The organism is Cupriavidus sp. 96C5-1, from assembly GCF_057798855.1.
On sequence record NZ_JBYOJU010000005.1, the window covers coordinates 67,939 to 90,476 of the forward strand.

Below are 22,538 nucleotides of genomic sequence, written 5' to 3' on the forward strand. Positions count from 1 at the left end.
ACGGAAAATATTGCGCCAAGCCAGGCAGAGGTCCGTGGCTGGGCCTCCAGCGCAATGGTCAGCCGGATTGACGCCATCGGGCGTGCAATCTCCTGCCGACGACCTGGAGTCGGCTAGCGCTCCGGCAGTGGTCGTAGGGGCGGGAACTTCTCCTGGTACAACCTGTGATTCTTGCGGCACACCCGATCATCGGTTCTTAAATGCGAAAACGACAACCAAGAGCGCAACAAGCGCGGCAAGCCATTTCAAACTGGCGACCAGGGTGCCGAGCTTCTCCACCAGCACGCTGACGGCATCGGCCTCGGTCAGGTTTATCTGCTCTTGTAGCGCCAGGCCATGGTGCGCACTCTCGTTCTGTTCGAGCCCGCGCAAGCTGACTTTCGTGAGATCCAGCGAGAGATGAACAACGTATCCATCTGCGATTTCCGGCGACTCCATGGTGTTGCCGCTTTTACCCGGCCTGAGGTAAACACATGACTCCCCGGGAGAGTCAGCCACAACCTGCTCGGAAATGTAGGCGCCCCTCAGGCATAGCCCAACCTTGACAGCAGTAAGGCGTCCGTCGGCAACACCCTCGGACAACGCCTGCAAGCTGCTTGCTGGCACCAGGCACGACGCCCACCACTGGTCCGGTTCCTGCATCTCACGGTCCGAGCGGTTATAACCGAGCCTTGCGGTGCCAAGTGGGATGTCGGAGAGGGCAATGCCGAGTTCCTCTTGCCATTCGCGAAGGCCTTGCCCATCCGCTGTGTTGATTTCCCGGGCGGCAAAAGAAACCTGGACCGTACGCGTACTATTCTCGGATTCGCCAATAATGGACAGGCGACAGTCGTCGAAAGACGCGGTCCCGTGGATGTAGGTAGAAAGCGTTGACTGCGCGTCTCCCCCCGCAGGCTCTAGTTGTTGGACGACCTGGAGGTCCTGCAAGGTGAGCCACAGTGACTTTGCAGGGTGATACGCCTGCGTCTCGCCAGCAGCGCCAACGAGTTCGAGCGTGTGGCCACGGCGCTCCCTTATTTCGAATCCATCCCTCTGTTCACCATACGTCGCGTCCCCTCTCTCAGGAACGCGCCGATGGTGGTTCTCCCCAAGCGGCCCGGGATCAAAAGGCGTCAGGTAGGTCCTGGTCGCGCTATTCAGGCTATCCAGAATATCGTCACGCTGGCACACCTCGGCGATGCGCTTCCGGTCGCGTTCCATGGGCGCGGCACGGGTGCCCGGCAGCATCTGGCCAAGGACATCCGTCAAGCGATGTGCCTCGCGCGCCATGTTGTCGAACCTCGCCATCGGAATCCGCCTCGCGGCCGGATCGTGGTGAAACCGCCGCGACGGGTCGGCAGCCTCCACCAGCGGCGGCAATAGCCGGGTTAGCAGGTTTGCGAAGGGAGAAAGCAACGGCAGGAACAGGCCGGCGAGAACCAGATTGAACAGCGTGTGAAAATCGGCAACCACACGCGCATTGTCCGGTTCGATCGTGACCATGAAGCTACCAATCGGCCGAAGCGCTGCGAGTGCCACCACGACACCGACTGCCCGCGTGAGCAGATTGCCGACCGCCAATCGCTTCGATGCCAGATCGTTCGGCGCGGTCGCTTGCAGCACGGGATTGATCGCGGTGCCCAGGTTCGCACCCAAGGCCAGCGCAAAAGCCGTGTTGGGCGGAACCACGTTCTGCGCGCAAAGCGCCGTGACGAGCAGGACGATCGCGACGTTCGAATTTGCAGCCCAGGTCAAGCCGGCCGCCAGCAGAACATCGACCAGCGGCACAGTGGAGGCGGCGCCCAGCAGCATGCGGAGATTGGGGGCATCCTCGTAATCCGTCATCAACTCGAGCAACTGGTGCAAGGCGAGCAGCATCAAGCCCAGGCCTATGAGCATGCGACCCAGATCGTGCGCGCGCGCGTTCGATGCCTTGCGGAACATCAGCACGCCAACGAGGATCAAGGCCGGCGAGACGGTCTCGACCCCCTCATATGACAGCAGTTGCACGAGCAATGTTGCGCCGACGTTGGCGCCGAGCATGACGGCAAGGGCCGGGACAAGTCCGACGAGCCCTTCGGCAGCGAAGCCGGCAGTAATGAGTCCGGTCGCCGTGCTGCTCTGCAACACTGCCGTTACACCCATTCCGCCGAAGAAGGCGCCGAGCCGCCCGCGCAGCGCGCCTCCCAACAGTGATCGGAGGCCCGCACCGAATGCGCGCTGTATGCCGGTTTGAGCCATTTGGGTACCCAACAGCAGCAGCGCAACAAAGCCAGCGAGATCGATCAGCGTGTACGAAAATGTCATGATTCCGGACCCTCGACACCAAACAGTTGCCCGTGTGACTCTCACCGCCGGCCTGTCGCGTTATCGCGGCAAGACGTCGCCGCGCCCAGCCACCGGCCGCACAGATCGGACAGCGGGACAGCTGGACCTATCGGATTCCCTTGCGCATGCTGGCACTGTACCAGTGCGCAAGCAAGGTTCCCAGCGCCCCCCCAAAAGGTGGGGCGCTGCCCATTCCTTTTCGGCCCGAAGCCGCGACATACGTGCCACCCAAGGGGAGGCCAGGGAGAAGGAGTATCCTGGGAAGAGCGGATACCCTTGCCGAGACAACAGGGAGGACTGGCCGTGTGCAACAACTACGCCCCGATCCAACGCCAGCTGCTGCGCGACGTCTACGGCGTTTTGCCACCGCCGCCCGACTATCCGCCAGAGACCTGGCCGGACTATGCAGCACCGATCATCCGGGCAAATCGGAATGGCAAACGCCAGGCTTTGCTAGGCACCTTCGGCATGATCCCGAAATCCCGCATTCAGCCGGGCGCAAAGAATTTCGAGACAACCAATGCGCGATCAGAGACGATTCGCGAGAAGCGATCATTCGCTGGCGCGTGGGCGAACGGTCTGTTGTGTCTCGTGCCGGCTACCAGCTTTTACGAACCCAACTACGAGGGCGGCGCCAAGCCGGTCCGCTGGCGGATCTGGCTAAGGGACGAACCTGATTTCGCGATCGCGGGGCTATGGCGGGCCTGGCCGCGCGAGGCCGGTGCCGAGGTATTCAGCTTCACCATGCTGACGGTAAACTCAGACAAACACCCGTTGATGAATCGCTTCCATGCGCCAGGCAAGGAAAAACGGATGATTGTGATCGTGCCGAGGTCGGAATGGGATGACTGGCTGACATGCCGGGATCCGGATCTGGCGCGCAGCTTCATGCGGCCCTACCCAGCAGAACGGATGGCTGCAGAGCCGGCGCCGCAGATCATCAAAGAGAAGGCGTGACATTGCCTCGGTAGCGCGCACCACGCGCCACAATGGCCCCGCTCGTTCATGATCCATCGCATTCTCAAGCGCCACCCAGACCGCCGCATGGCGGCCCCGCGCTAAGCTCCGCGCCCTGGAGGACCCAATTGCAGCCAGCTTGGAAAGCGGGCATCGAATTCCTGCGGAGAAATATCGCTCAGATGCGAACATGCCTCGTTCGGCAGCGCAATGCTGAGTTCCTTGTGCCAGAGAACCAGTCCGGCGACCCGAACGACACGGACGCGCTCCTCCCTCGGAACGGGGTACGTGGAAACATGTCCGGGAACCGCCACCAATAAGACGCGCCGGCGCAACTCGTGCGTGAACCATCCCGAAGCGTCGCGTCGAACCAATACCATGGCCGCAACGTGCCGATGCAAGTAAAACACGCGCAAGGCCAGAAGAATTAGAAACAGCACCGATACCCGCAACATGATGTAGCTCCGCTGTGATGCAGCTACTCCCATTGAATTTAGGACCGCAGACCGCCAGTCAACCCGGCAAGTGTGATCGATCGGGTTCTTTTTGTATATCGGGCTTACTACTTGCAACATTCCTCCAGCTCACAGGCCTGGCGCGCAGGTCCGACTGCCCTATGGCAGCCGGTGTCGCGCGGCTGAGCACACATCCCCGGCCGGCCCGATATCGGGCATCTCGTAGCCGGGCACTTCCTGGATGGTTGGCATTTGGCTTCCTTACTGGATCTGCGCAATGCGCAGCAGGTTGGTTGTTCCGGCAACGGCAAAGGGCAGTCCGGCCGAGATCACGATGGATTCGCCGGCCTGTCCGAACCCTTCCTTGAGCGCGGTCCGGCAGGCTAGCTCGGTCATCTCCAGCACATCGATCACCTCATGGCACAGCACGGCATGCACGCCCCAGGCCAGCGCCAGCCGCCGCGCGGTGGCGATCCGCGGCGTCATGCCGAGGATCGGGACCTCGGGCCGCTCCCGCGCCATGCGCAGCGCCGAGTAGCCGGAGCTGGTGTAGGCGGCCGTTGCCGGCACCTTCAGCAGGCTTGCGACATGCCGCACCGCGTAGCCGATCGCGTCCGCGGCTTCCGCTCGCGGCGGGGTGTGCGAGGCCTGGATGGCGTCGTGATAGAGCGGGTCCGATTCCGTGCGGGTGATGATGCTGTCCATCATCCTGACCGCCTCCACGGGATAGCGCCCGGAGGCCGACTCGGCCGACAGCATCACGGCGTCGGCGCCGTCGTACACGGCGGTGGCCACGTCCGAGGCCTCGGCACGCGTCGGCACCGGCGAGGCGATCATCGATTCGAGCATCTGGGTGGCCACGATCACTGGTTTGCCTGCCTTGCGGCACGCGCGCACGATTTGCTTCTGCAGCGAGGGCACCAGTTCCGCCGGCATCTCCACGCCCAGGTCGCCACGCGCCACCATCACGGCATCGGCTGCGGCGACGATCGCTTCCAGGCTCTGTATGGCGGCGGGCTTCTCCAGCTTGGCCACGATGCCGGCGCGGCCCTTGACGATGTCCTTGATCTCCTGGATGTCTTCCGCCCGTTGCACGAACGACAGGGCGATCCAATCCACGCCAAGCGTCAGGCCGAAATCGAGGTCGCGCCTGTCCTTCTCGGTCATCGCGGACAAGGGCAGCACGACGCCCGGCACGTTGACGCCCTTGCGATCGGAAAGCGTGCCGCCGTTCATCACCGTGGTCTCCGCGAAGTCGGCTCCGCACTGGTCGACACGCAGCCGCACCTTGCCGTCGTCGAGCAGCAGTTCGGTGCCTTCGTGCAGCGCGGCGAAGATCTCCGGATGCGGCAGGCTGACCCGGCTTGTGGACCCGGGCATGTCACGGTCCAGGTCCAGGCGGAACTTCGCTTGCGCCTCCAGTTGGATCGGACCGTCGGCAAAGGTGCCGATCCGCAGCTTGGGCCCTTGCAGGTCCAGCAGCACGCCGATGGGGCGGCCGCGCTCGCGCTCGACCGAACGGATGGTATCGAGCCGTTGCCTGTGGTCCTCGTGGCTGCCGTGGCTGAAGTTGAGCCGGAAGACGTCGGCGCCGGCTTCAAACAGCGCGTCGATGACCTCGGGAGCCGTGCTTGCCGGTCCCAGCGTTGCCACGATCTTGGCGTTGCGAAGGCGTCTCATGTTGTTACTCCCAAATCACCGCGCAATCAGGATGGCGCGGAAGTCGTTGACGTTGGTCAGGGTCGGGCCGGTCACGACGGCGTCGCCGAGCGCCTCGAAGAAGCCATGGCCGTCGTTGTCGGAAAGAGCATCGTGCGGCCGGATGCCGAGCTGCCAGGCGCGAGCCAGCGTGTCCGGCCCGGTGATGGCGCCGGCGATTTCCTCCAGTCCGTCCACGCCATCGGTATCGCCGGCGATGGCATGGATGCCGGCTTCGCCGCGCAGCGTAAGGGCCAGCGACAGCAGGTATTCCACGTTCCGGCCACCGCGTCCTTTGCCGCGGACGGTGACGGTGGTTTCTCCACCGGACAGCAGCACGCAGGGCGCGGTGAAGGGCTGGCCATGCCTGGCCACCTCCAGGGCGATGCCCCCCATCACCTTGCCCACGTCGCGCGCTTCGCCCTCGATGGCATCGCCGAGAATATGGACGGGGAGGCCGGCGTCCCGCGCCACCCGCGAGGCCGCTTCGAGTGCCATGCGCGGGGTGGCGATCAGCGTGCTGCGGATCTCAGGCAGCCGCGGGTCGCCCGGCTTGACGGTTTCCGCCGCACCGGACGCCAGCACGGTCAGCGCGTGCGGGGGCACGTCGATGCCGTAGCGCCGGATGATGGCGATGGCGTCGGCGCAGGTCGTCGGGTCCGGCACCGTCGGGCCGGATGCGATGTCGATGGGATCGTCGCCCGGCACATCGGACAGCAGCAGATTGCAGACCCGCGCCGGGTGGCAGGCCGCCGCAAGCCGGCCGCCCTTGATGGCGGAGAGGTGGCGGCGCACGCAGTTCATCTCGGTGATGGTGGCCCCCGATCTCAGCAGGGCGTGGTTGATGGCCTGCTTGTCTTCCAGCGAGATGCCGGGCAGCGGCAGCGGCAACAGTGAGGAGCCGCCACCGGAGATCAGGCAGATCACCAGGTCGTCTTCGGTGAGGTTCGACACCAGCTCGAGCATGCGATGCGCGGCGTGGAAGCCCGCTTCGTCCGGCACCGGGTGTGCCGCCTCCACGATGTCGATGCGTGAGCAGTCGGCGGCATAGCCATAGCGCGTCACCACGAGCCCCTCCAACGGTCCCGGCCACGCCGCCTCGAAGGCGCTGGCCATGGCGGCGGAGGCCTTGCCGGCGCCGATGACGATGGTCCGGCCCTTGGGCGGCGGCGGCAAATGCCGGGCCAGCGTCCGGCCGGGCTGGGCGGCGTCGATCGCTGCGCGAAACATGTCGCGCAGCAGGGCGCGAGCCTGGTCAGCTTGCATGGTCATGATTGGCTGGACTCAGTGAGGGAGGGAGGCCTGCGCATCCGTCACGCGTGCCAGGCGGGCCCCGGCCGTTTCCACGCCGGCCTTGTCGCCGACGGCTTCGGTGTCGCCGGCGAGCTTGCCGTCGAGGGCATCCTGGAGCTGCCGCTGGTCCACGGCGCCCACCCACCTGGCAATGGCAAGCGTGCCGACGGCATTGCCGATGGTGTTGGTGATGGCCCGGGCCTCCGACATGAAACGGTCCACGCCGAGCAGCAGCACCATGCCGGCAACGGGAATCTTGCCGAGCGACGCGAGCGTGGCCGCCAGCGTGATGAAGCCCGATCCCGTCACGCCCGCGGAGCCCTTGGACGTCAGCAGCAATACGCCTAGCACCACCATCTGGTCGGTCAGCGTCAGCGGCGTGTTGGTGGCCTGGGCGATGAAGATGGCCGCCATCGTGTAGTAGATGCACTGGCCGTCCGGGTTGAACGTCAGGCCGGACGGCACGACCAGGCCGACGACGGGCTTGGACACGCCGGCATTCTCGAGCTTGCGCATCAGTTGCGGCACCACGGACTCCGACGAGCTGGTGCCCAGCACCGTGAACAATTCATCCTTGATGTACCGGAGGAACTTCCACAGGCTGAAGCCGGCGATGCGCGCCACGCCGCCCAGCACCAGCACCACGAAGAGGGCGCAGGTGATGTACATCGTGCCCATCAGCTTGCCCAGCGAGACCACCGAGCCCAGGCCATACTTGCCCACCGTGAATGCCATCGCACCGAATGCCGCAAGCGGGGCAAGGCGCATGATCATGCCGACCACAGAGAAGATGCCGTGCGTGAACGAGTCCAGGAATTCGACCACCGGTTTGGCGCGCGGGCCGATGTGGGACAACGCGATGCCGAACAGGGTGGCAAACACCAGGATCTGCAGGATGTCGTTCTTGGCGAGCGCGTCGATGATGCTGGTCGGCACCATGTTCATCAGGAACTCGATGAAGGTGTGGGGCTTCTCCGCGGCATGCGTGTAGTTCGCGATCGCCTTGGTGTCGAGGTGGGCGGCGTCGATGTTCATGCCACGGCCAGGCTGGACCAGATTGACGACGATGAGGCCCAGGGCCAGCGCGAAGGTGGAGAGCAGCTCGAAGTAAAGCAGGGCCCGCACGCCCACGCGCCCCAGCTCCTTCATGCTTTCCATCCGGGCAATGCCGAGCACCACCGTGGCAAAGATGATCGGAGCGAACACCATCTTGATCAGCTTGATGAAGACATCGCCCAACGGCTTGAAATCACTGCCGATGTCCGGAGCCAGGACGCCCAGGGCGACGCCCGCCGTTACGCCAATCAACACCTGGACGTACAGCTTTCCCAGAATTTTTCGAATCATTGCTGTCTCCTGCTCGGTCGATGGGATGCGCCTGCTGACCAGCTCTGAAGGCTGTACTTTTCGTCCGCAGGGCAGGGCGGGCCGCGACCGGGCCCGCCAGATGCCGCCCGGGCGATGCCGGACGGTATGGACTGCGCCAGGCGCCGGTCAGGCGGCCTCGGCTTGCCGGCCGGCGGCCAGGTAGTCGCAGACTGCCTTGGTCACTTCCGCCGTGGTGGCCGTGCCGCCAAGGTCGCGGGTATGCAGCGCGGGGTTGGCGGTGACAGCTTCGATGGCGCTCATCACCCGTTGTGCGGCTTGCTGTTCGCCCAGATGCTCCAGCAGCATGACCACCGACCAGAAAGTGCCAACGGGATTGGCCAGGCCGCGGCCCATGATGTCGAAGGCGGAGCCGTGGATCGGCTCGAACATTGACGGGTAGCGGCGTTCCGGATCGATGTTGCCGGTCGGCGCGATACCCAGGCTGCCCGCCAGCGCCGCCGCCAGGTCGCTCAGGATGTCCGCGTGCAGGTTGGTGGCGACGATGGTGTCCAGTGTTTTCGGGCGGTTCACCATGCGCGCCGTGGCGGCGTCCACCAGTTCCTTGTCCCAGGTCACGTCCGGGAAGTCCTTGGAGACCTGCAAGGCCACTTCATCCCACATCACCATCGCGTGGCGCTGCGCGTTGGACTTGGTGATGACGGTCAGCAGCTTGCGCGGCCGCGACTGGGCGAGCTTGAACGCGAAGCGAAGGATCCGCTCCACGCCCACGCGGGTCATCATCGAGACGTCGGTCGCGGCCTCGATGGGGTGCCCCTGGTGCACCCTGCCGCCCACGCCGGAGTATTCCCCTTCGGAGTTCTCGCGCACAATGATCCAGTTCAGGTCTTCGGCCGCGCAGCGCTTGAGCGGGCCGTCGATGCCGGGGAGTATGCGGGTGGGGCGCACGTTGGCGTATTGATCGAAGCCCTGGCAGATCTTCAGGCGCAGCCCCCACAGGGTAATGTGGTCCGGGATCTGGTTGTCGCCGGCCGAGCCGAACAGGATCGCATCCTTGCCGCGGAGTGCGTCGAGGCCGTCTTCAGGCATCATCATGCCGTGCTGGCGGTAGTAGTCACCACCCCATCCGAAGTTCTCGAACTCGAAGCGCAAGCCGGCGCCAGCGGTGGTCAATGCCTCCATGACTTCGCGTCCGGCCGGGACCACCTCCTTGCCAATGCCGTCGCCCGGAATCGTCGCGATCTTGTACGTCTTCATCTTTTGTCTCCTGGTCTGGATCACCGTTGAATTGCGTGAGGTGGATTCTTGCCCATGGACAGGGTTTCGGATCGTCGCTAAAGTTAAACCATTCTTAACTTGAAATTAAAGATGTCATGGGTGCGAGCAATGGCATACAGCCCGCCGAGCTGGGCTTCTTCGCCTCGGTGGCGACGGCGGGCAGCCTGAGCGCCGCCGCCCGGGACCTGGGCATCACGACGGCGGCGGTGAGCAAGCGGCTTGCCCAGATGGAGTCGCGGCTCGGCATGCCGCTGCTGATCCGCACCACGCGGCGCATGGGGCTCACGCCGGAGGGAGAGGTCTTCCTGGAGCACGCCCGGAGGATCCTTGGCGAGATCGACGACCTCGACCAGCTATTGACCAGGGCCAAGGGGCGGCCGAGCGGTCTGCTCCGGGTCAATGCCACGCTCGGCTTTGGCCGCATGCATGTGGCGCCGGTCATCTCCGAGTACAGCAGGGCATACCCGGACGTCGACGTGCAATTGCAGTTGTCGGCGGATCCGCCACCGCTGACGGAAGATGCATTCGATGTTTGCGTCAGGTTTGGCGAGCCTCCCGATGCGCGCATCGTGGCCAAGCTGCTGGCGCCCAATCGGCGTCTGCTCTGCGCCTCGCCGAAGTACTTGCGCGATCACGGCGTCCCGCAGACGCCGATGGATCTGGCGCGCCACAACTGCATCGGCATCCGTCAGGGCAGCGATGCCTATGGCGTGTGGCGGCTGACCTCGGGCAAGGGCGCCAGGCAGCGCACTGAGTCTGTCCGTGTGCGCGGCAACCTCACCACCAACGACGGCGAGATTGCCGTGAACTGGGCATTGGAGGGCCACGGCATCGTGATGCGTGCCGAGTGGGACATCGAGCGCTACTTGCGCAGCGGCCGGCTCGTACAGGTTCTGCCGCAGTATTCGACGCCGGAGGCGAGCATCTATGCGGTGTACCAGCAACGACATCAACTCTCCTCGCGAATCCGGCTTTTTGTGGAGTTCCTGGCGTCGAGGTTCAGTGAGTTTGGCAGATAGGAGGGGAGGACCTCGATTGCCACGCCATCCCTTTCGCACCGCTGCGCGCGGACCGGCCGGGGATGGCTTCGATCAATTGCCGGTTTTCGACGTAGATGCCCGTCTCGGGCCGAGAAGGACCTGTCATGGAAACGGCGGAATCCGACCCACAGGAGATGGCCGGCGTTGCCGCGCATGCCATCGGTTCGGCCCGGCAGCGCACGGTGTCAGGCCAGCGCGATCTTTCCCGTCTGCAGATCGTAGACCGCACCGACGATGTCGATCTTCCCGGCGGCATAGCGCTCCTGGACTACCGGTGGTGAGTTCTTCAGCCTGCTCACCTGCCGCCGCACGTTCTCGATGATCGCGTTATCGAGCAAGTCGCCGGATTTCGCCTTCTGCGCGGCAATCACCGCGGGCTTTATCTCCGCGATGAGCTCGGGCAAACGGCCCGGCAGGACGGCCTTGGCCTTCAGTACCTTGATCGCGGCATCGACTGCGCCGCATCCCGTGTGGCCGAGCACCAGGACCAGCGGGGTCCCCAGGAACTGGATGCCATATTCGAGCGAGGCCAGCAGGTCGGGATTCAGGATGTTGCCCGCGACGCGCACGACGAACAGATCGCCGGGCCCCTGGTCAAAAGCCAGTTCCGGCGCGACGCGAGAATCGGCGCAGCTCAAGATCCCGGCGATTGGGTACTGCGCCTGCGCGCGGGCGGCCCGCCCCGCCGAGAAGTCGCGTTCGTTGGGCATGTTGGCGGCATAGCGCGCGTTGCCGTCGATCAGCCGCTTCAACGCATCCGCGGGCGCGATCACGTTCGGCGCAGGCGGATCGGCCGCCATGGCTGCGCCGATGCTCCATGGTGCCAGCGCCGCGACTGCGCCGGTTCTCAGAAAATCGCGGCGCGATACTTGAGCCGCATGCCGCGCGTCACCGCACAGATCGCACATCCGATTGCCTCCGTCGTCGCCTGGTTCATCGGAAAGCCGAAACCGAAACACACGCTTGCCGCGGATGCTTCCCGAAGCGCGCCGGCATCTCCAGTCACGCCGTAGCCGCAGTCGTTCTTCTTTGTAGGACAACCTTTGCTATCCGTCCAGTCCGTTTTCCCGGCTCGCGCACCGGAAGGTGCCCTGCACGATAGGTTGGAACCAGGTATCGAGCCTTCCCGGAGCCAACCGGCGCGTTCGGCCGAATTGGCGCAATCATGGCTCCGCCGGCAACAAGGCCGAGCAGGCCAGCAGCCTGGCAGCAATGGCCGGGAACAAAGGCCTGCTCTCGATTCTTTCGCTCAAACACGCCATCTTGAGTTCTTCAAGCTCGCCCGTATCGGACGACGTTCCCACCTCGCACCGCTCAATCAGTTCCTCAAGCAAATGACCGAACGCCCGAACCTCCAGCCGCTGCAATGCAAGCCCGAGTTCCCTGTCATTGACATCGTAGAGAGACGCCGCGCCGAAATCCCCCAGCAAGGCGCGCCCCTGGCTGCAATGGAGGATATTGTGCGCATACAGATCGCCATGCATGATGCCTCGCTGATGCAGATGGCAGGCCGCCGAAGCGATTCCATGCGCAATCCGCACCGCCGAAGCCAGATCGAAGCGGGCGTCGGCCCCGTAGATATCGCGTGTGCAGGACGCCAGGCTCGGCGGTGCCGCAAGGTTGGTGAACTCCGGATCGATCAGCGCCATGACGAGACCATGCTCGTCCATCGGATGGCCTTGCACTTTTCCCCTGACCTGGATCAGATTCGGGTGCTGTCCGGCGTGCATGCAGGCGGCCATCTCGCAGTCCGGCAAACCGTCACTCGTCACGGCACCCTTGAACAGCTTGACTGCAACAGGCGTTGACCCATCACCATCGCGCGGAATTTGCCGCGCGCGATAGATGATGCCCGACGCACCCTCGCCCAGCTTCTGCTCGAGCGCCAGCGCCTCCCAGTGGATATCATCGACCGGCGTACCGGCTGACGCTGTCGCTTCCAGCGCCGCGCTGAGGGGATTGCCCGCATACGCCAGCCACGCCAGCCGCGGCAAGCGCACCAGCCACCCGGGCAACCCGCTTAGCCGATTGGCGGAAAGACGCACCAGTTCGAGTCGAGCGCACGCGGCCATTTCCGCGGGCAACGTGCGCAACCGGTTGCCGGCAAGCATCAGCTTCTGTAGCCGCGAACAGTTTCCGATTTCCGCTGGCAGCGCTTCAATCTCGTTGTCCGTCAGGATCAACCAGCGAAGCTGCTGCGGAAGCGATCTGCCGGAAACCTTGCGTATGCGATTTGCCTTGAAACCAATCATGCTCAACTGCGGGCACGCCCCCAGTACTTCGGGCAGTTCAGTGAACCGGTTGTTGGAGGCGAAGAGGATCCGCAATCTGGTCAGCCGCGGCAGATCATCCGGCAGCATCGAAAGCGCATTGCCGGACAGGTCAAGGATTTCCAGTGTCTCGGCCAGATCGAAGATCTCGCGCGGAAATTCGGTCAACCCGCAAGCGAGCTTGATCTGCCGGGCACCCGCGAGTTGTCCGGCCTGCAGTTGTTCAAGTGATGTTGTCACAGTGGAAAGTGATATCCGGTAGCCGGTGATTGTTGGGCCAATCGCGTCTATTCTACTGGGATCGCTTTCCGGCAACCAACGGCCTGGCGCCTTCGGGTACGGTTCCGGGTACGTATCCGGTTGATCGGCACGTGCCCAAGCCGCTTGTTGACAAGGGATTCCGGCTTGAAATCCTGTGCTCAACGAGGAGTGCGGCGGACTCCTGGCGAATACCGGCCATCCCCCGATTTGAGCGGTGTCGACGCTTTCCAGGTCGACACCGCCGCCCTCTGTCCGCCAGTCATTCGACCACGATCTTCCTGTCGGTAGCGATGCGCTTCCACTGCGCCAGATCCTGTTGCATGCGCACGCCGAATTGCGCCGGACTCATTGCCTTGGGAATGGAGCCATCCCGCTCCAGCACGACACGGACATCCTGCGACGCAGCAATCTCGTTGATCTCGCGATTCAGCCGCTGGACCAACGGCGCGGGCGTACCCGCCGGGGCAAGCAGGCCAACCCAGATTTCAAGCGCATAGCCGGGCACCGACGTTGCCAGCGGCGGCAATTCGGGAAACGCCGGGTTGGCGTGCCCCGAGGTCACGGCCAGCGCTTTTACCTTGCCCGACTGCAACTGGGTGACGAGCGAGCTGTAGTTGGACATCATCACGTCGATTTGCCCTGCCGCCAGATCCATCAGCGCATTGGAGGCGCCTTTGTACGGCACGTGCATCATCTGGATTTTCGAGGTGTCGCAAAGCAGCTCCGTCGCCAGTTGCGCCAGGGAGCCAATCCCCGCCGAGCCGTAGGTCAGCGCGCCCGGTTTCCCACGCGCCGCCGCAATCAGGTCGGCCGTCGACCTGATCCGCGTCGACGCCGAGACCGCCAGCAACAACGGCCCCTCGGCGACCATGGATACCGGCGCGAACGCGGCAAGCGGATCGTAGGGCGAGTGGGGCTGCGTGGCGGCGGCGGTCAGGAAGGTCGAGGACGTCAACAGCAGGACCGATCCATCGCGAGGCGCCTTGGCAACCCAGTCAGCGCCGACGACGCCCGCGGCCCCGGGCCGGTTCTCCACGATGACCGTCGTTCCCAGGCGCTTTGCAAGCGCCGGCGCAATCGCACGCGCGATCACGTCGTTGCTCGCGCCCGGCGAGAACGGCACGACGATTTTCATCAAGGGCGGCAGCCTGGGCTCGGCGTGGACCGCCACGGAGGTTACTGCAGACATCGCGGCAAACAGCAGCGCGATACGGGCTAACATTTTTCGCATTCAGTGCACCTGTCTCGTTGGTGGAGCGGTATGGCTGTGCCGGGCTGGACGCAGGGCGCCTGCCGCCCCGGGATCCCATGGAATGAAGCCGCCGATGCGCTTGCCTAGGCCGGAATATCCAGATTCAGCAAGGGCGCGTACTGCTGGGCGCCAAAGATATCGCCATCGCCGGCGCTGCCGCTGGGCCGGGTGCGATAGATGGTGAACTTGATTGCGTAGGCCGGATCGTATTCGACGAAATCCGAGATCCGCTCGACGGGGATCCGGTAGAGCGCGGCCATGCTTTCGCGGTTTAGTACGCGGGAGCGCTTGACGCGTTCGTATTCGGCGGCCTCCCGAAAGATGATGTCGAACGTGATCTTGTTGACCCCCGCGTTCTTGCTGCGGATCGTCTTGGCGAGTTGATGCAGTTTTTGCGTTGTCATGTGCTGCTCCTGTCTCAAATGCCCACTTCGATCAGATGCGTGGGGAACAAAGCCATGGGATCCTCTACCTCCACCGTGTGGTTCAGCGTCCAGCGGTAGGCCGCGCTGGCATGCAGGACTTCATCGAGAGGGAACGACACCGATCCGGCCGTGCCCTTCACATCGGGCAGGCGCGCATAGAACATCTGGCGCAAGCCGATCATCGTCACCTCCTCTGCCATCTCACGGGTGGGCGCAACGCCCTGGACCAGCAAACAGAGCTCGTGTCCGGGCTGGTCGCGTAGCGGTTCCAGCTCGCCCATCACGCCGTCGCGGCCGTACACGCTGTAGTGCAGTTCATAGCCGCTGTCGCCGAAGCGCGCGCGCACCTGCTCGCGTGCCCACGCAATCACCCGGTCCACGTTGGCAATGGTGTAGGGGTCCCGGATACCGCACAGGCCAACGTAGCGCTCACCCACTTTCCCGGCCCCTTCCAGCTTGACCCGGACCGCATCCGCTCCGATGAAGCGCGAACCGGTAATACGTGTGGTGCGTTCGCCGACCTGCTCATAGCGGCAATGCGTCATGTCCAGCTTGCCCCCGGCGACGAACTCCTCGTACGGATTGGAGCGCTCGTACATCGCGTGGCCGGATACCGAGGCGACAGTGCAACGCTGCTCCGGATGCATCGCCGTGACCTGGACGTCCTCATGCGATATCTCGCCCATCACGGTTTCCTTGCCGCCATAAGGCTCCGCACAGAACGACGCGCATTCGAGCACCTTGCCCAGGTAATACGAATGGTCGGCGGAAAAGCCGTGATGCAACGCCGGGGCGGCAAAGAGGGCGGCATCCGAACTGCGCCCGCCGATGATCACGTCAGCGCCCTGGCGCAGCAGTGCCATATAAGGATGCACGCCGGCCATGGCGACGATACGGTCGGTCGCGTCGAGCTCGCTCTCCGTCAGGTCGGCAAAGCCATCCAGCCCGCGCACCTCACCGCCGCGCCGCATCGTCTCGCGGAGGAAGGCCTTGTCCACTTCGGAATAGAAGTAGCCGAGCCGGAACTTCTTCAGCTCATGCCGGCGGGCCAGTTCGCTGACGATGCGTACGTACAGGTCTACGCGGCTATTCGAACCGGTGTCGCCGGCCGAGCCGATGATCATCGGCACACCGAGACGGCGCGACGCCAGCAGCATTTGCTCAAGATCGTGGCGTTGCCACGCTTCGGGGCTCGTCGAGGTGTCCGACCCGAGCGGCACCGGGCCGACGTCATCGCTGCCCGAATCGGCGGCGATGTAGTCGGGGCCCGCCTCCACCCCCATTCGAAAGCTCTCGGTGCGCAAAGGCGCAAAGCCGAGATGGCCATTGGGGCAAATGATCTTCAGCGACTGCATGCAATGTTCTCCAGATGGTGTCTTCCCCGAGCGGGGCCTGACGAATCATTCTTCGCAGGTTTCATGCCATCACGCAGATCATTGCAAAACCTTTATTTTTCAATGACTTGGATAGTGCGGCCTCGCGTTATGCGTGTTTTGCGCGCAAATTTTTGACGCCGATTGCGTGAATTTCACTCGCTCTCCTCATTGTTTCCCCCTGGCGAGGCCAGCAAGCCCAGCTTCGCCATCTGGTGCCGTAGTGCGTGCCGGCTCAACCCGAGTCTCTCGGCCGTCGAACCGAGGTTCTGCCGGCACGAGACCAGTGTCTGCGCGATCAGCGCGCGCTGGAAATGCGCCGTGGCATCGTGATAATCCTGCGCAGGCCCGGATGCCGGGGGCGGGTACAGTGCTCCGTTCATGGTGGCCGGCAGCGATGCCGGGTCGTCCGGCTCGGCCGAGTGGGGCATCACGTCCCGCAGGATGCGGGCCGGCAAATGGTCCGGCCGGATGCAATCGCCTTCTTCCAGCAGGCAGATGCGTTCGAGCAGGTTTTCGAGTTCACGCACGTTGCCCGGCCACCGGTACGCACGGAAGATGCGTTCCACCTCAGGATCCAGCCGCTGGATCCGGCTGCCGTACTGCGCGTTATATTTCGTCAGCGCGTTGCTTGCGAGCAGGAAAATGTCGTCGCCGCGCTCGCGCAGCGGCGGGATATTGATGGCGATCACCTGCAGGCGGTAGTACAGGTCCTCGCGAAACTTGCCGGCCTTGACCTCGCTCAGCAGGATCTTGTTGGTCGCGGCGATAAAGCGGACATCGACGCTGATAGGACGCACCGCGCCGACCCGCCGGAAACGCCGCGTGTCCAGCAGCGTCAGGATCTTGGATTGCATTACCGGATCCAGCTCGCGGACTTCATCCAGGAACACCGTGCCGCCGTTCGCCGCCTCGATCAGCCCCTCCTTCTTGCTGACCGCTCCGGTGAACGAACCACGCTCGTGGCCAAACAGTTCGGATTCGAGCAACTGGCCGGGTATCGCAGCGCAGTTGATATCGATGAACTCCCGCGCGGCCCGATTGGACTGGGCATGCAGCATGCGAGCCACAAGGCTCTTGCCGGTCCCGGTCTCGCCATAGATCAGGATGGTGCTTGCCTGGCTGCGGCCCACGCGGGCGATCAGTTCACGCAGGGCGGCGATAGCCGGGTGTTCCCCTATGAGCTGCAGGCGAGAAGGTTCGTTCGTCATCGAGTATGGGAGCCGCCACCGGAAGCGGGGAGGGCTCCAGCGACCGCAACGTTGAAGTCAGTCATCTGCGCAAAGATAACCTATTCCGGCGTGTGGCTCGGCGGACCGGCAGCAGGGCGGGCCTCCCGAGACTGACGCATGGGCATTGTGGCACCCGGCAGGCGGCTGGTGCGGTATCAGTGATCGAGGATCTGGCTCAGGAACAGCTTCGTTCGGTCATGCTGCGGGTGCATGAAGAACGCTTCGGGTTCGTTTTCCTCGATGATCTCGCCGCCATCCATGAATATCACGCGATTGGCGACCGTCTTCGCAAAGCCCATCTCGTGCGTCACGCAGAGCATGGTCATCCCGCTCCTGGCGAGCCCCACCATGACATCGAGCACCTCTTTGATCATCTCCGGGTCGAGCGCCGAGGTGGGCTCGTCGAACAACATCACCTTGGGGCGCATGCAAAGGCTGCGCGCGATCGCCACGCGCTGCTGCTGGCCGCCGGAGAGCTGCCCAGGGTATTTTTTCGCCTGCTCCGGGATGCGCACACGCTCAAGGTATTCCATCGCGGCCTGCTCCGCAGCCTTGCGCGGCGTCTTGCGAACCCACATCGGCGCCAGCACGCAGTTCTCCAGGACCGTGAGATGTGGAAAGAGATTGAAATGCTGGAACACCATACCCACTTCGCAGCGGACTTTCTCGATGTTCTTCACGTCGCTGGTGAGTTCCACGCCGTCGACTACGATCCTGCCGCGCTGGTGTTCCTCCAGACGGTTGATGCAGCGGATCATGGTGGACTTGCCCGAGCCCGAGGGCCCGCAGATGACGATACGCTCGCCTTTGGCGACGCTCAGGTCGATGTCCTTGAGCACATGGAACTTGCCGTACCACTTGTGCACGCCGTGCAGTTCGACCATGGCCGGGCCGGCGCTCGCAGCGTTCGCCGCCGGGCCGGCGGCTGGTACGGCATTCATGTGCGTCTCCTCATCGGACTTCAGCGCTTGTGGCCCGTTTGCAGCGTCTTCTCAAGCCACTGGCTGTAGCGCGACATGCTGAAACAGAAGACCCAGTAGATGCATCCCGCAAACAGGTATCCCTCGGTCGAAAACCCCAGCCAGTTGGCGTCGGCATTGGCGGCCTGGATACTGCCGAGCAGGTCGAACAGGCCGATGATGAGCACCAGGCTCGTGTCCTTGAAGAGCCCGATGAACGTGTTGACGATCCCCGGGATCACCAGCTTGAGCGCCTGCGGCAGGATGACCAGCGCGGTCGACTTCCAGAAGCCCAGGCCCAGCGCCGCCGCGGCCTCGAACTGGCCCTTCGGGATACCCTGCAGGCCGCCGCGCACCACCTCCGCCATGTAGGCGGAGGCGAACAGCGCTACGCCGATCAGGGCGCGCAGGAGCTTGTCGAAGTTCAGTCCTTCGGGCAAGAAGAAGGGCAGCATCACCGAAGACATGAAGAGCACAGTGATGAGCGGAACCCCGCGCACCAGCTCGATGAACGCCACGCACAGGGCCTTGAGAACCGGCATGCTCGCGGCGCGCCGGCCGAGCGCGAGGAGGATGCCGAGCGGCAGGGCGGCCACCATGCCGACGATGGCGATCACCAGCGTGAGCGTCAGTCCTCCCCACTTGTTCGTCTCGACATGGCTCAGGCCGAACCGGCCGCCGACCAGAAGGTAGAACGCGACAACGGGATAGACCAGGAGGAGCACGGCGCCCAGCCACCGCTTCAGCGCAAAGCGCTTGAAGAACAGCGGCACGACGAGCACCACGAGCAACGCGATCGCCAGGTTGACCCGCCACTGCTGGGCGACCGGATAGAAGCCGTACATGAACTGGTTGAGATGCACGTGAATGAAGGCCCAGCACGCGCCTGCCCGGGAGCAGGCCCCGCTGTGGGTACCCCTCCAGTCGGCCTTGATCAGCGCCCATTCGACCAGCGGCGGCACCACAAGATAGAGGAGGTAGAGCGCGAGCAGGGTGAGCGCGCCGTCCTGGGGCGAGTCAAAGAGATGCTTGCGCAGCCAGCCGAGGCCCCCCATCGAGGCGGACGGCGGGGGCAGGTCGGCGTGGGATTGCCGGTGCGTCGTCATGGCCTAGCGCTCCACCAGCGCCATCCGTGCGTTGAACCAGTTCATGAGCATCGAGATCACGAGACTGATGACGAGATAGACCGCCATGGTCATCGACATCACCTCGACGGCCTGGCCCGTCTGGTTCAGGGTGGTCCCGGCAAAGAGCGACACCAGGTCGGGATATCCGATCGCCGTGGCGAGAGAGGAGTTCTTGGTGAGGTTCAGGTACTGGCTTGTGAGCGGCGGGATCGTCACTCGCATCGCCTGCGGGATGATCACGAGCCGCAAGGTCCAGCCCGGGCGCAATCCGAGCGCATAGGCCGCTTCCGTCTGCCCGAGCGACACCGAGAGGATGCCGGCACGCACCGTCTCGGCGATGAAGGCGGCGGTATAGATGGAGAGCGACACCAGCAGCGCGGCGAGCTCCGGGGTCACGGCAATGCCGCCGGTGAAATTGAAGCCCGCAAGCTCGGGCTTCACCCATTGCAGCGGCCGGCCGGTGAGGACGAACGCGGCGAGCGGCACGCCGGCCAGCAAGGCGACGGAAGCAAGATACGCCGGGAAGCGCTTGCCGGTGCGCTCCTGGCGGTACCGCGACCAGCGCGCGAGGGCGACGGACGCCACCAGCGCCGCAACGAGCGCGGCTACCGTCCAGCCAAATCCGGCCTGCGCCTGCGGGCGCGGCAGGTACAGTCCCCGCAGCGTGAGGAAGACCGAATCCCCGGCGTGCAGCGCCTCGCCGGGCGCCGGCAGGTTCAGGAAGACGGCGAAATACCAGAAGAGAATCTGGACGAGTAGCGGGAGGTTGCGGAAGATCTCGATATAGGCCAGCGCCAGCTTTGCCACCAGCCAGTTCCGGGAAAGCCGCGCCACGCCGACGATAAAGCCGAGGATGGTGGAGAAGACGATACCCAGCCCGGAAACGAGCAGGGTATTGAGCAGGCCGACGACGAAGGTACGCCCGTAAGTCGACGACTCCTCGCTGTAGGCGATCAGCGCCTGGTTGATGGCGAAGCCCGCCCGGTTCGAGAGAAAGCCGAAGCCCGTCGAAATGCCGCGCATCTCGAGGTTGTGCATCAGGTTGCGGACCAGGTAGGCCGCGAGCGCGACGGCGCCAGCGCTCACCAGCACCTGGAACGCGATCGCCCGGATCCGGGGATCGTTCCAGGGCGGCGGCCGCGTCGGCGGCGCTTCAGCGGGGTCCTTTGTCTGGGCCATGTTCCGGGGTCGCCTCGCATTCCTGGCCGGAATCCGGCAGGCGGGCGCGGCGCCGTGCGACGGGAAGAGGGCGCTTAGCGAATCGGCGGGGCATACTGCAGGCCGCCCTTGGTCCACAGCGCATTCAGGCCACGAGCGATCTTGAGCGGGCTGCCGGAGCCGACATTGCGCTCGAAGACCTGCCCGTAGTTGCCCACCTGCTTCACGACCTTGTAGGCCCAGTCGTCGGAGACGCCCAAACCGTGCTTGATGGCCTCCACGCCCAGCAGGCGCCTTACGTCCGGGTTCTTGCTCGCTTTCATCTGGTCGACGTTCTCCGAACTCACGCCCAGCTCTTCGGCGTTCAACATCGCAAACAGGGTCCAGCGTACGATGTTGAACCACTCCTGGTCACCCTGGCGCACCGCCGGGCCCAGCGGCTCCTTGGAGATCACTTCAGGAAGCACGACGGCGCTGTCGGGATCGGCGAGCTTGATGCGCAGTGCATAGAGCTGGGACTGATCGCTGGTGAGGACATCGCAACGGCCGGCCGCGAATGCCTTCTCGGTTTCATCCGACGTGTCGTAGACGACGGCCTTGAACTTCATTTTATGGAGCGTGAAATAGTCCGTCAGGTTCAGCTCCGTGGTCGTTCCCGATCCCACGCACACCGTCGCACCGTCGAGCTTGAGCGCGGATTTCACGCCAAGCTTCTTTTTCACGAGGAAACCCTGTCCGTCAATGTAGGTAATGCCGGTGAAGACAATGCCCAGCGCGCCATCGCGGTTCAACGTCCACGTGGTGTTGCGCGAGAGGACGTCGACCTCGCCGGACTGCAGCGCGGTGAATCGCTCCTTGGCGGTGAGCGGCGTGAACTTCACCTTGGAGGCGTCGCCGAAGACGGCAGCCGCAATGGCCCGGCAAACGTCCACGTCGATGCCCTTCCAGACGCCTTTCTCGTCGGCGACGGAGAATCCCGGGAGGCCGGTGTTCACGCCGCATTGGACAAAGCCCTTCTTCTTCACGGCGTCGAAGGTCGCCCCGGCGTGGGCCGTGCCGGCCGCGATGGCGAAGGCCACCATCGAAGCGGCTACGATTGCGCTGCGCATACGCATCACGTCCTCCGCGGTTCAGATTCATTGAGCAGGCAACAGCGCGCGGACGCATCAAGAAAGCCCGCAAGATGGCACCGCATGTGCCGGCTTGTCCCGCCACACCGCTGCCACCGCAAGGAAGACGCGAGTCCGCCGGCGCGGTACAGATGAGTCATATTGCCAGGCCAGGACGCGCGAACAAGCGCACCATAGTTCTCACTGTTTATAAGGCTAGAATAGCGAAGACGCTTTCGCAAGAAGGTAGTTTGGCCATGCAGGCGGCTGGCGCCAACGGTGGACTCCAAGCGCTGCGGGCCAGTCTCGCCTCCCTTGCGCGGCGCGACTCGAGTGTGCTGGGTGCGGTCTCTCGCCGCGATCGGCCGGCGGGAGCCGGCCTTGCCATCGGCTCCCGCCTTGACGGCTACGCCGCAGGCGCCTCGGCCTCGCACTGCGCGGCCAGTTCGCTCAACACCATGGCCTCATGCGCCAGCCCGGCGGCCAGCGTCAGCACGCGGTTCTGGATCTCCGCGTTCAGGTCGCCGAAGACGCCGGCTTCGGCGTTGTCGCAGGCCAGGAAGAGCAGGGCGTAGAGCTGCGCCGATTTCTCGGTGGCCAGGCTCAGCGGGGTTTCGCAGGGCATGCGCGCGCTCAGATAGATATCCGCGTTGCGGTACTCGGCGGTGAGGCCGTGGCGGGTGTGCTGGCGGGATTTATCCATTGGGGGCCTCCTTGTGCATCGCCTGCGCTTGGTGGAGGAGGGCGTTGGGAACGGAGCAAGCGGCGCATGCCGGCGATGGTTTGGGATGGGCGGGTGCAAAGAGGCGCATGGTGCGGTCTCCCGTCAATGAAACGCCGAGCGGTGGCGTCGTCCGCCTCTGTGCGGGCTTCCAATCCCGGTCGCTGTGGTTGCAGCGACCGTGGGAGTGTACCGCGAGGATAGTGGTATGGGTGTTTCTGGAATGTGCCAGATTGTTGAATCAGAAATATGAGGGCGATTTAGGCGCTTGGTATTCGCCCTTGGCGCGAGGCGAGA

At 64.2% G+C, this 22,538-nt stretch carries 19 protein-coding genes; 2 read left to right on the top strand and 17 right to left on the bottom strand.

The annotated features are described in order from the left end of the window. Positions 1-186 precede the first annotated feature (186 nt). Positions 187-2,286, bottom strand: a complete 2,100-nt coding sequence (locus AC3FOF_RS08735) for a Na/Pi cotransporter family protein (RefSeq protein ID WP_488726346.1) — start codon at positions 2,284-2,286, stop codon at positions 187-189. A gap of 324 nt (positions 2,287-2,610) precedes the next feature. On the opposite strand from AC3FOF_RS08735, the gene AC3FOF_RS08740 reads away from it, so the two are divergent. Next, positions 2,611-3,264: an SOS response-associated peptidase gene (locus tag AC3FOF_RS08740; protein WP_017227142.1), complete on the top strand. Its 654-nt coding sequence runs from the start codon at positions 2,611-2,613 to the stop codon at positions 3,262-3,264. 101 nt (positions 3,265-3,365) lie between these two features. Here the strand turns inward: AC3FOF_RS08740 and AC3FOF_RS08745 are convergent, their stop codons facing one another. From AC3FOF_RS08745 to AC3FOF_RS08765, 5 genes are all read right to left on the bottom strand, one after another. After that, positions 3,366-3,719 carry a hypothetical protein gene (locus AC3FOF_RS08745; RefSeq protein WP_488726347.1) on the bottom strand — a complete coding sequence of 118 codons (354 nt, stop codon included), beginning with the start codon at positions 3,717-3,719 and terminating at the stop codon, positions 3,366-3,368. Between the two features lie 261 nt (positions 3,720-3,980). Further along, positions 3,981-5,399 carry a pyruvate kinase gene (gene pyk / locus AC3FOF_RS08750; RefSeq protein ID WP_488726348.1) on the bottom strand — a complete coding sequence of 473 codons (1,419 nt, stop codon included), beginning with the start codon at positions 5,397-5,399 and terminating at the stop codon, positions 3,981-3,983. Between the two features lie 15 nt (positions 5,400-5,414). Further along, entirely contained in the window at positions 5,415-6,683 is a 1,269-nt protein-coding gene (locus tag AC3FOF_RS08755; RefSeq protein ID WP_488726471.1) for a glycerate kinase type-2 family protein, read from the bottom strand. Between the two features lie 18 nt (positions 6,684-6,701). Next, complete coding sequence (locus AC3FOF_RS08760; RefSeq protein ID WP_488726349.1) at positions 6,702-8,057, bottom strand: dicarboxylate/amino acid:cation symporter; 1,356 nt, start codon at positions 8,055-8,057, stop codon at positions 6,702-6,704. Between the two features lie 147 nt (positions 8,058-8,204). Then, on the bottom strand, positions 8,205-9,293 hold the full coding sequence (locus tag AC3FOF_RS08765) for a tartrate dehydrogenase (RefSeq protein ID WP_488726350.1): 1,089 nt from the start codon (positions 9,291-9,293) through the stop codon (positions 8,205-8,207). Positions 9,294-9,409: 116 nt separating this feature from the next. Between AC3FOF_RS08765 and AC3FOF_RS08770 the strand changes: the two genes are divergently transcribed. After that, positions 9,410-10,333 (top strand): LysR family transcriptional regulator, encoded by a 924-nt coding sequence (locus tag AC3FOF_RS08770; RefSeq protein ID WP_017227146.1) that lies wholly within the window; start codon positions 9,410-9,412, stop codon positions 10,331-10,333. A gap of 206 nt (positions 10,334-10,539) precedes the next feature. Here AC3FOF_RS08770 and AC3FOF_RS08775 read toward each other — a convergent pair whose 3' ends face one another. From AC3FOF_RS08775 to AC3FOF_RS08825, 11 genes are all read right to left on the bottom strand, one after another. After that, the gene (locus AC3FOF_RS08775) at positions 10,540-11,394 is read right to left on the bottom strand and encodes a carbonic anhydrase (RefSeq protein ID WP_488726351.1); all 855 of its coding nucleotides are present in this window, start codon (positions 11,392-11,394) and stop codon (positions 10,540-10,542) included. Positions 11,395-11,517: 123 nt separating this feature from the next. Continuing rightward, the gene (locus AC3FOF_RS08780) at positions 11,518-12,864 is read right to left on the bottom strand and encodes a leucine-rich repeat-containing protein kinase family protein (RefSeq protein ID WP_276266804.1); all 1,347 of its coding nucleotides are present in this window, start codon (positions 12,862-12,864) and stop codon (positions 11,518-11,520) included. 280 nt (positions 12,865-13,144) lie between these two features. Further along, a complete protein-coding gene (locus AC3FOF_RS08785; protein ID WP_276266805.1) occupies positions 13,145-14,116 on the bottom strand; it encodes a tripartite tricarboxylate transporter substrate binding protein in 972 nt (323 codons plus the stop codon). Between the two features lie 104 nt (positions 14,117-14,220). Further along, positions 14,221-14,541, bottom strand: a complete 321-nt coding sequence (locus tag AC3FOF_RS08790) for a DUF4387 domain-containing protein (RefSeq protein ID WP_017227150.1) — start codon at positions 14,539-14,541, stop codon at positions 14,221-14,223. Positions 14,542-14,555: 14 nt separating this feature from the next. Then, positions 14,556-15,917, bottom strand: coding sequence for an acyclic terpene utilization AtuA family protein (locus AC3FOF_RS08795; protein WP_488726352.1), 1,362 nt, complete (start codon positions 15,915-15,917; stop codon positions 14,556-14,558). A gap of 173 nt (positions 15,918-16,090) precedes the next feature. After that, the gene (locus AC3FOF_RS08800) at positions 16,091-17,146 is read right to left on the bottom strand and encodes a sigma-54 interaction domain-containing protein (protein ID WP_488726353.1); all 1,056 of its coding nucleotides are present in this window, start codon (positions 17,144-17,146) and stop codon (positions 16,091-16,093) included. A gap of 176 nt (positions 17,147-17,322) precedes the next feature. Further along, positions 17,323-18,051: an amino acid ABC transporter ATP-binding protein gene (locus AC3FOF_RS08805; RefSeq protein ID WP_430869617.1), complete on the bottom strand. Its 729-nt coding sequence runs from the start codon at positions 18,049-18,051 to the stop codon at positions 17,323-17,325. Between the two features lie 77 nt (positions 18,052-18,128). Then, the gene (locus AC3FOF_RS08810; protein WP_488726354.1) at positions 18,129-19,232 is read right to left on the bottom strand and encodes an amino acid ABC transporter permease; all 1,104 of its coding nucleotides are present in this window, start codon (positions 19,230-19,232) and stop codon (positions 18,129-18,131) included. Positions 19,233-19,235: 3 nt separating this feature from the next. Beyond that, the gene (locus AC3FOF_RS08815; RefSeq protein ID WP_488726355.1) at positions 19,236-20,432 is read right to left on the bottom strand and encodes an amino acid ABC transporter permease; all 1,197 of its coding nucleotides are present in this window, start codon (positions 20,430-20,432) and stop codon (positions 19,236-19,238) included. 74 nt (positions 20,433-20,506) lie between these two features. Next, positions 20,507-21,520, bottom strand: a complete 1,014-nt coding sequence (locus AC3FOF_RS08820; RefSeq protein WP_276266810.1) for an amino acid ABC transporter substrate-binding protein — start codon at positions 21,518-21,520, stop codon at positions 20,507-20,509. Positions 21,521-21,926: 406 nt separating this feature from the next. Continuing rightward, on the bottom strand, positions 21,927-22,223 hold the full coding sequence (locus AC3FOF_RS08825) for a hypothetical protein (protein WP_488726356.1): 297 nt from the start codon (positions 22,221-22,223) through the stop codon (positions 21,927-21,929). Between the last annotated feature and the right edge of the window lie 315 nt (positions 22,224-22,538).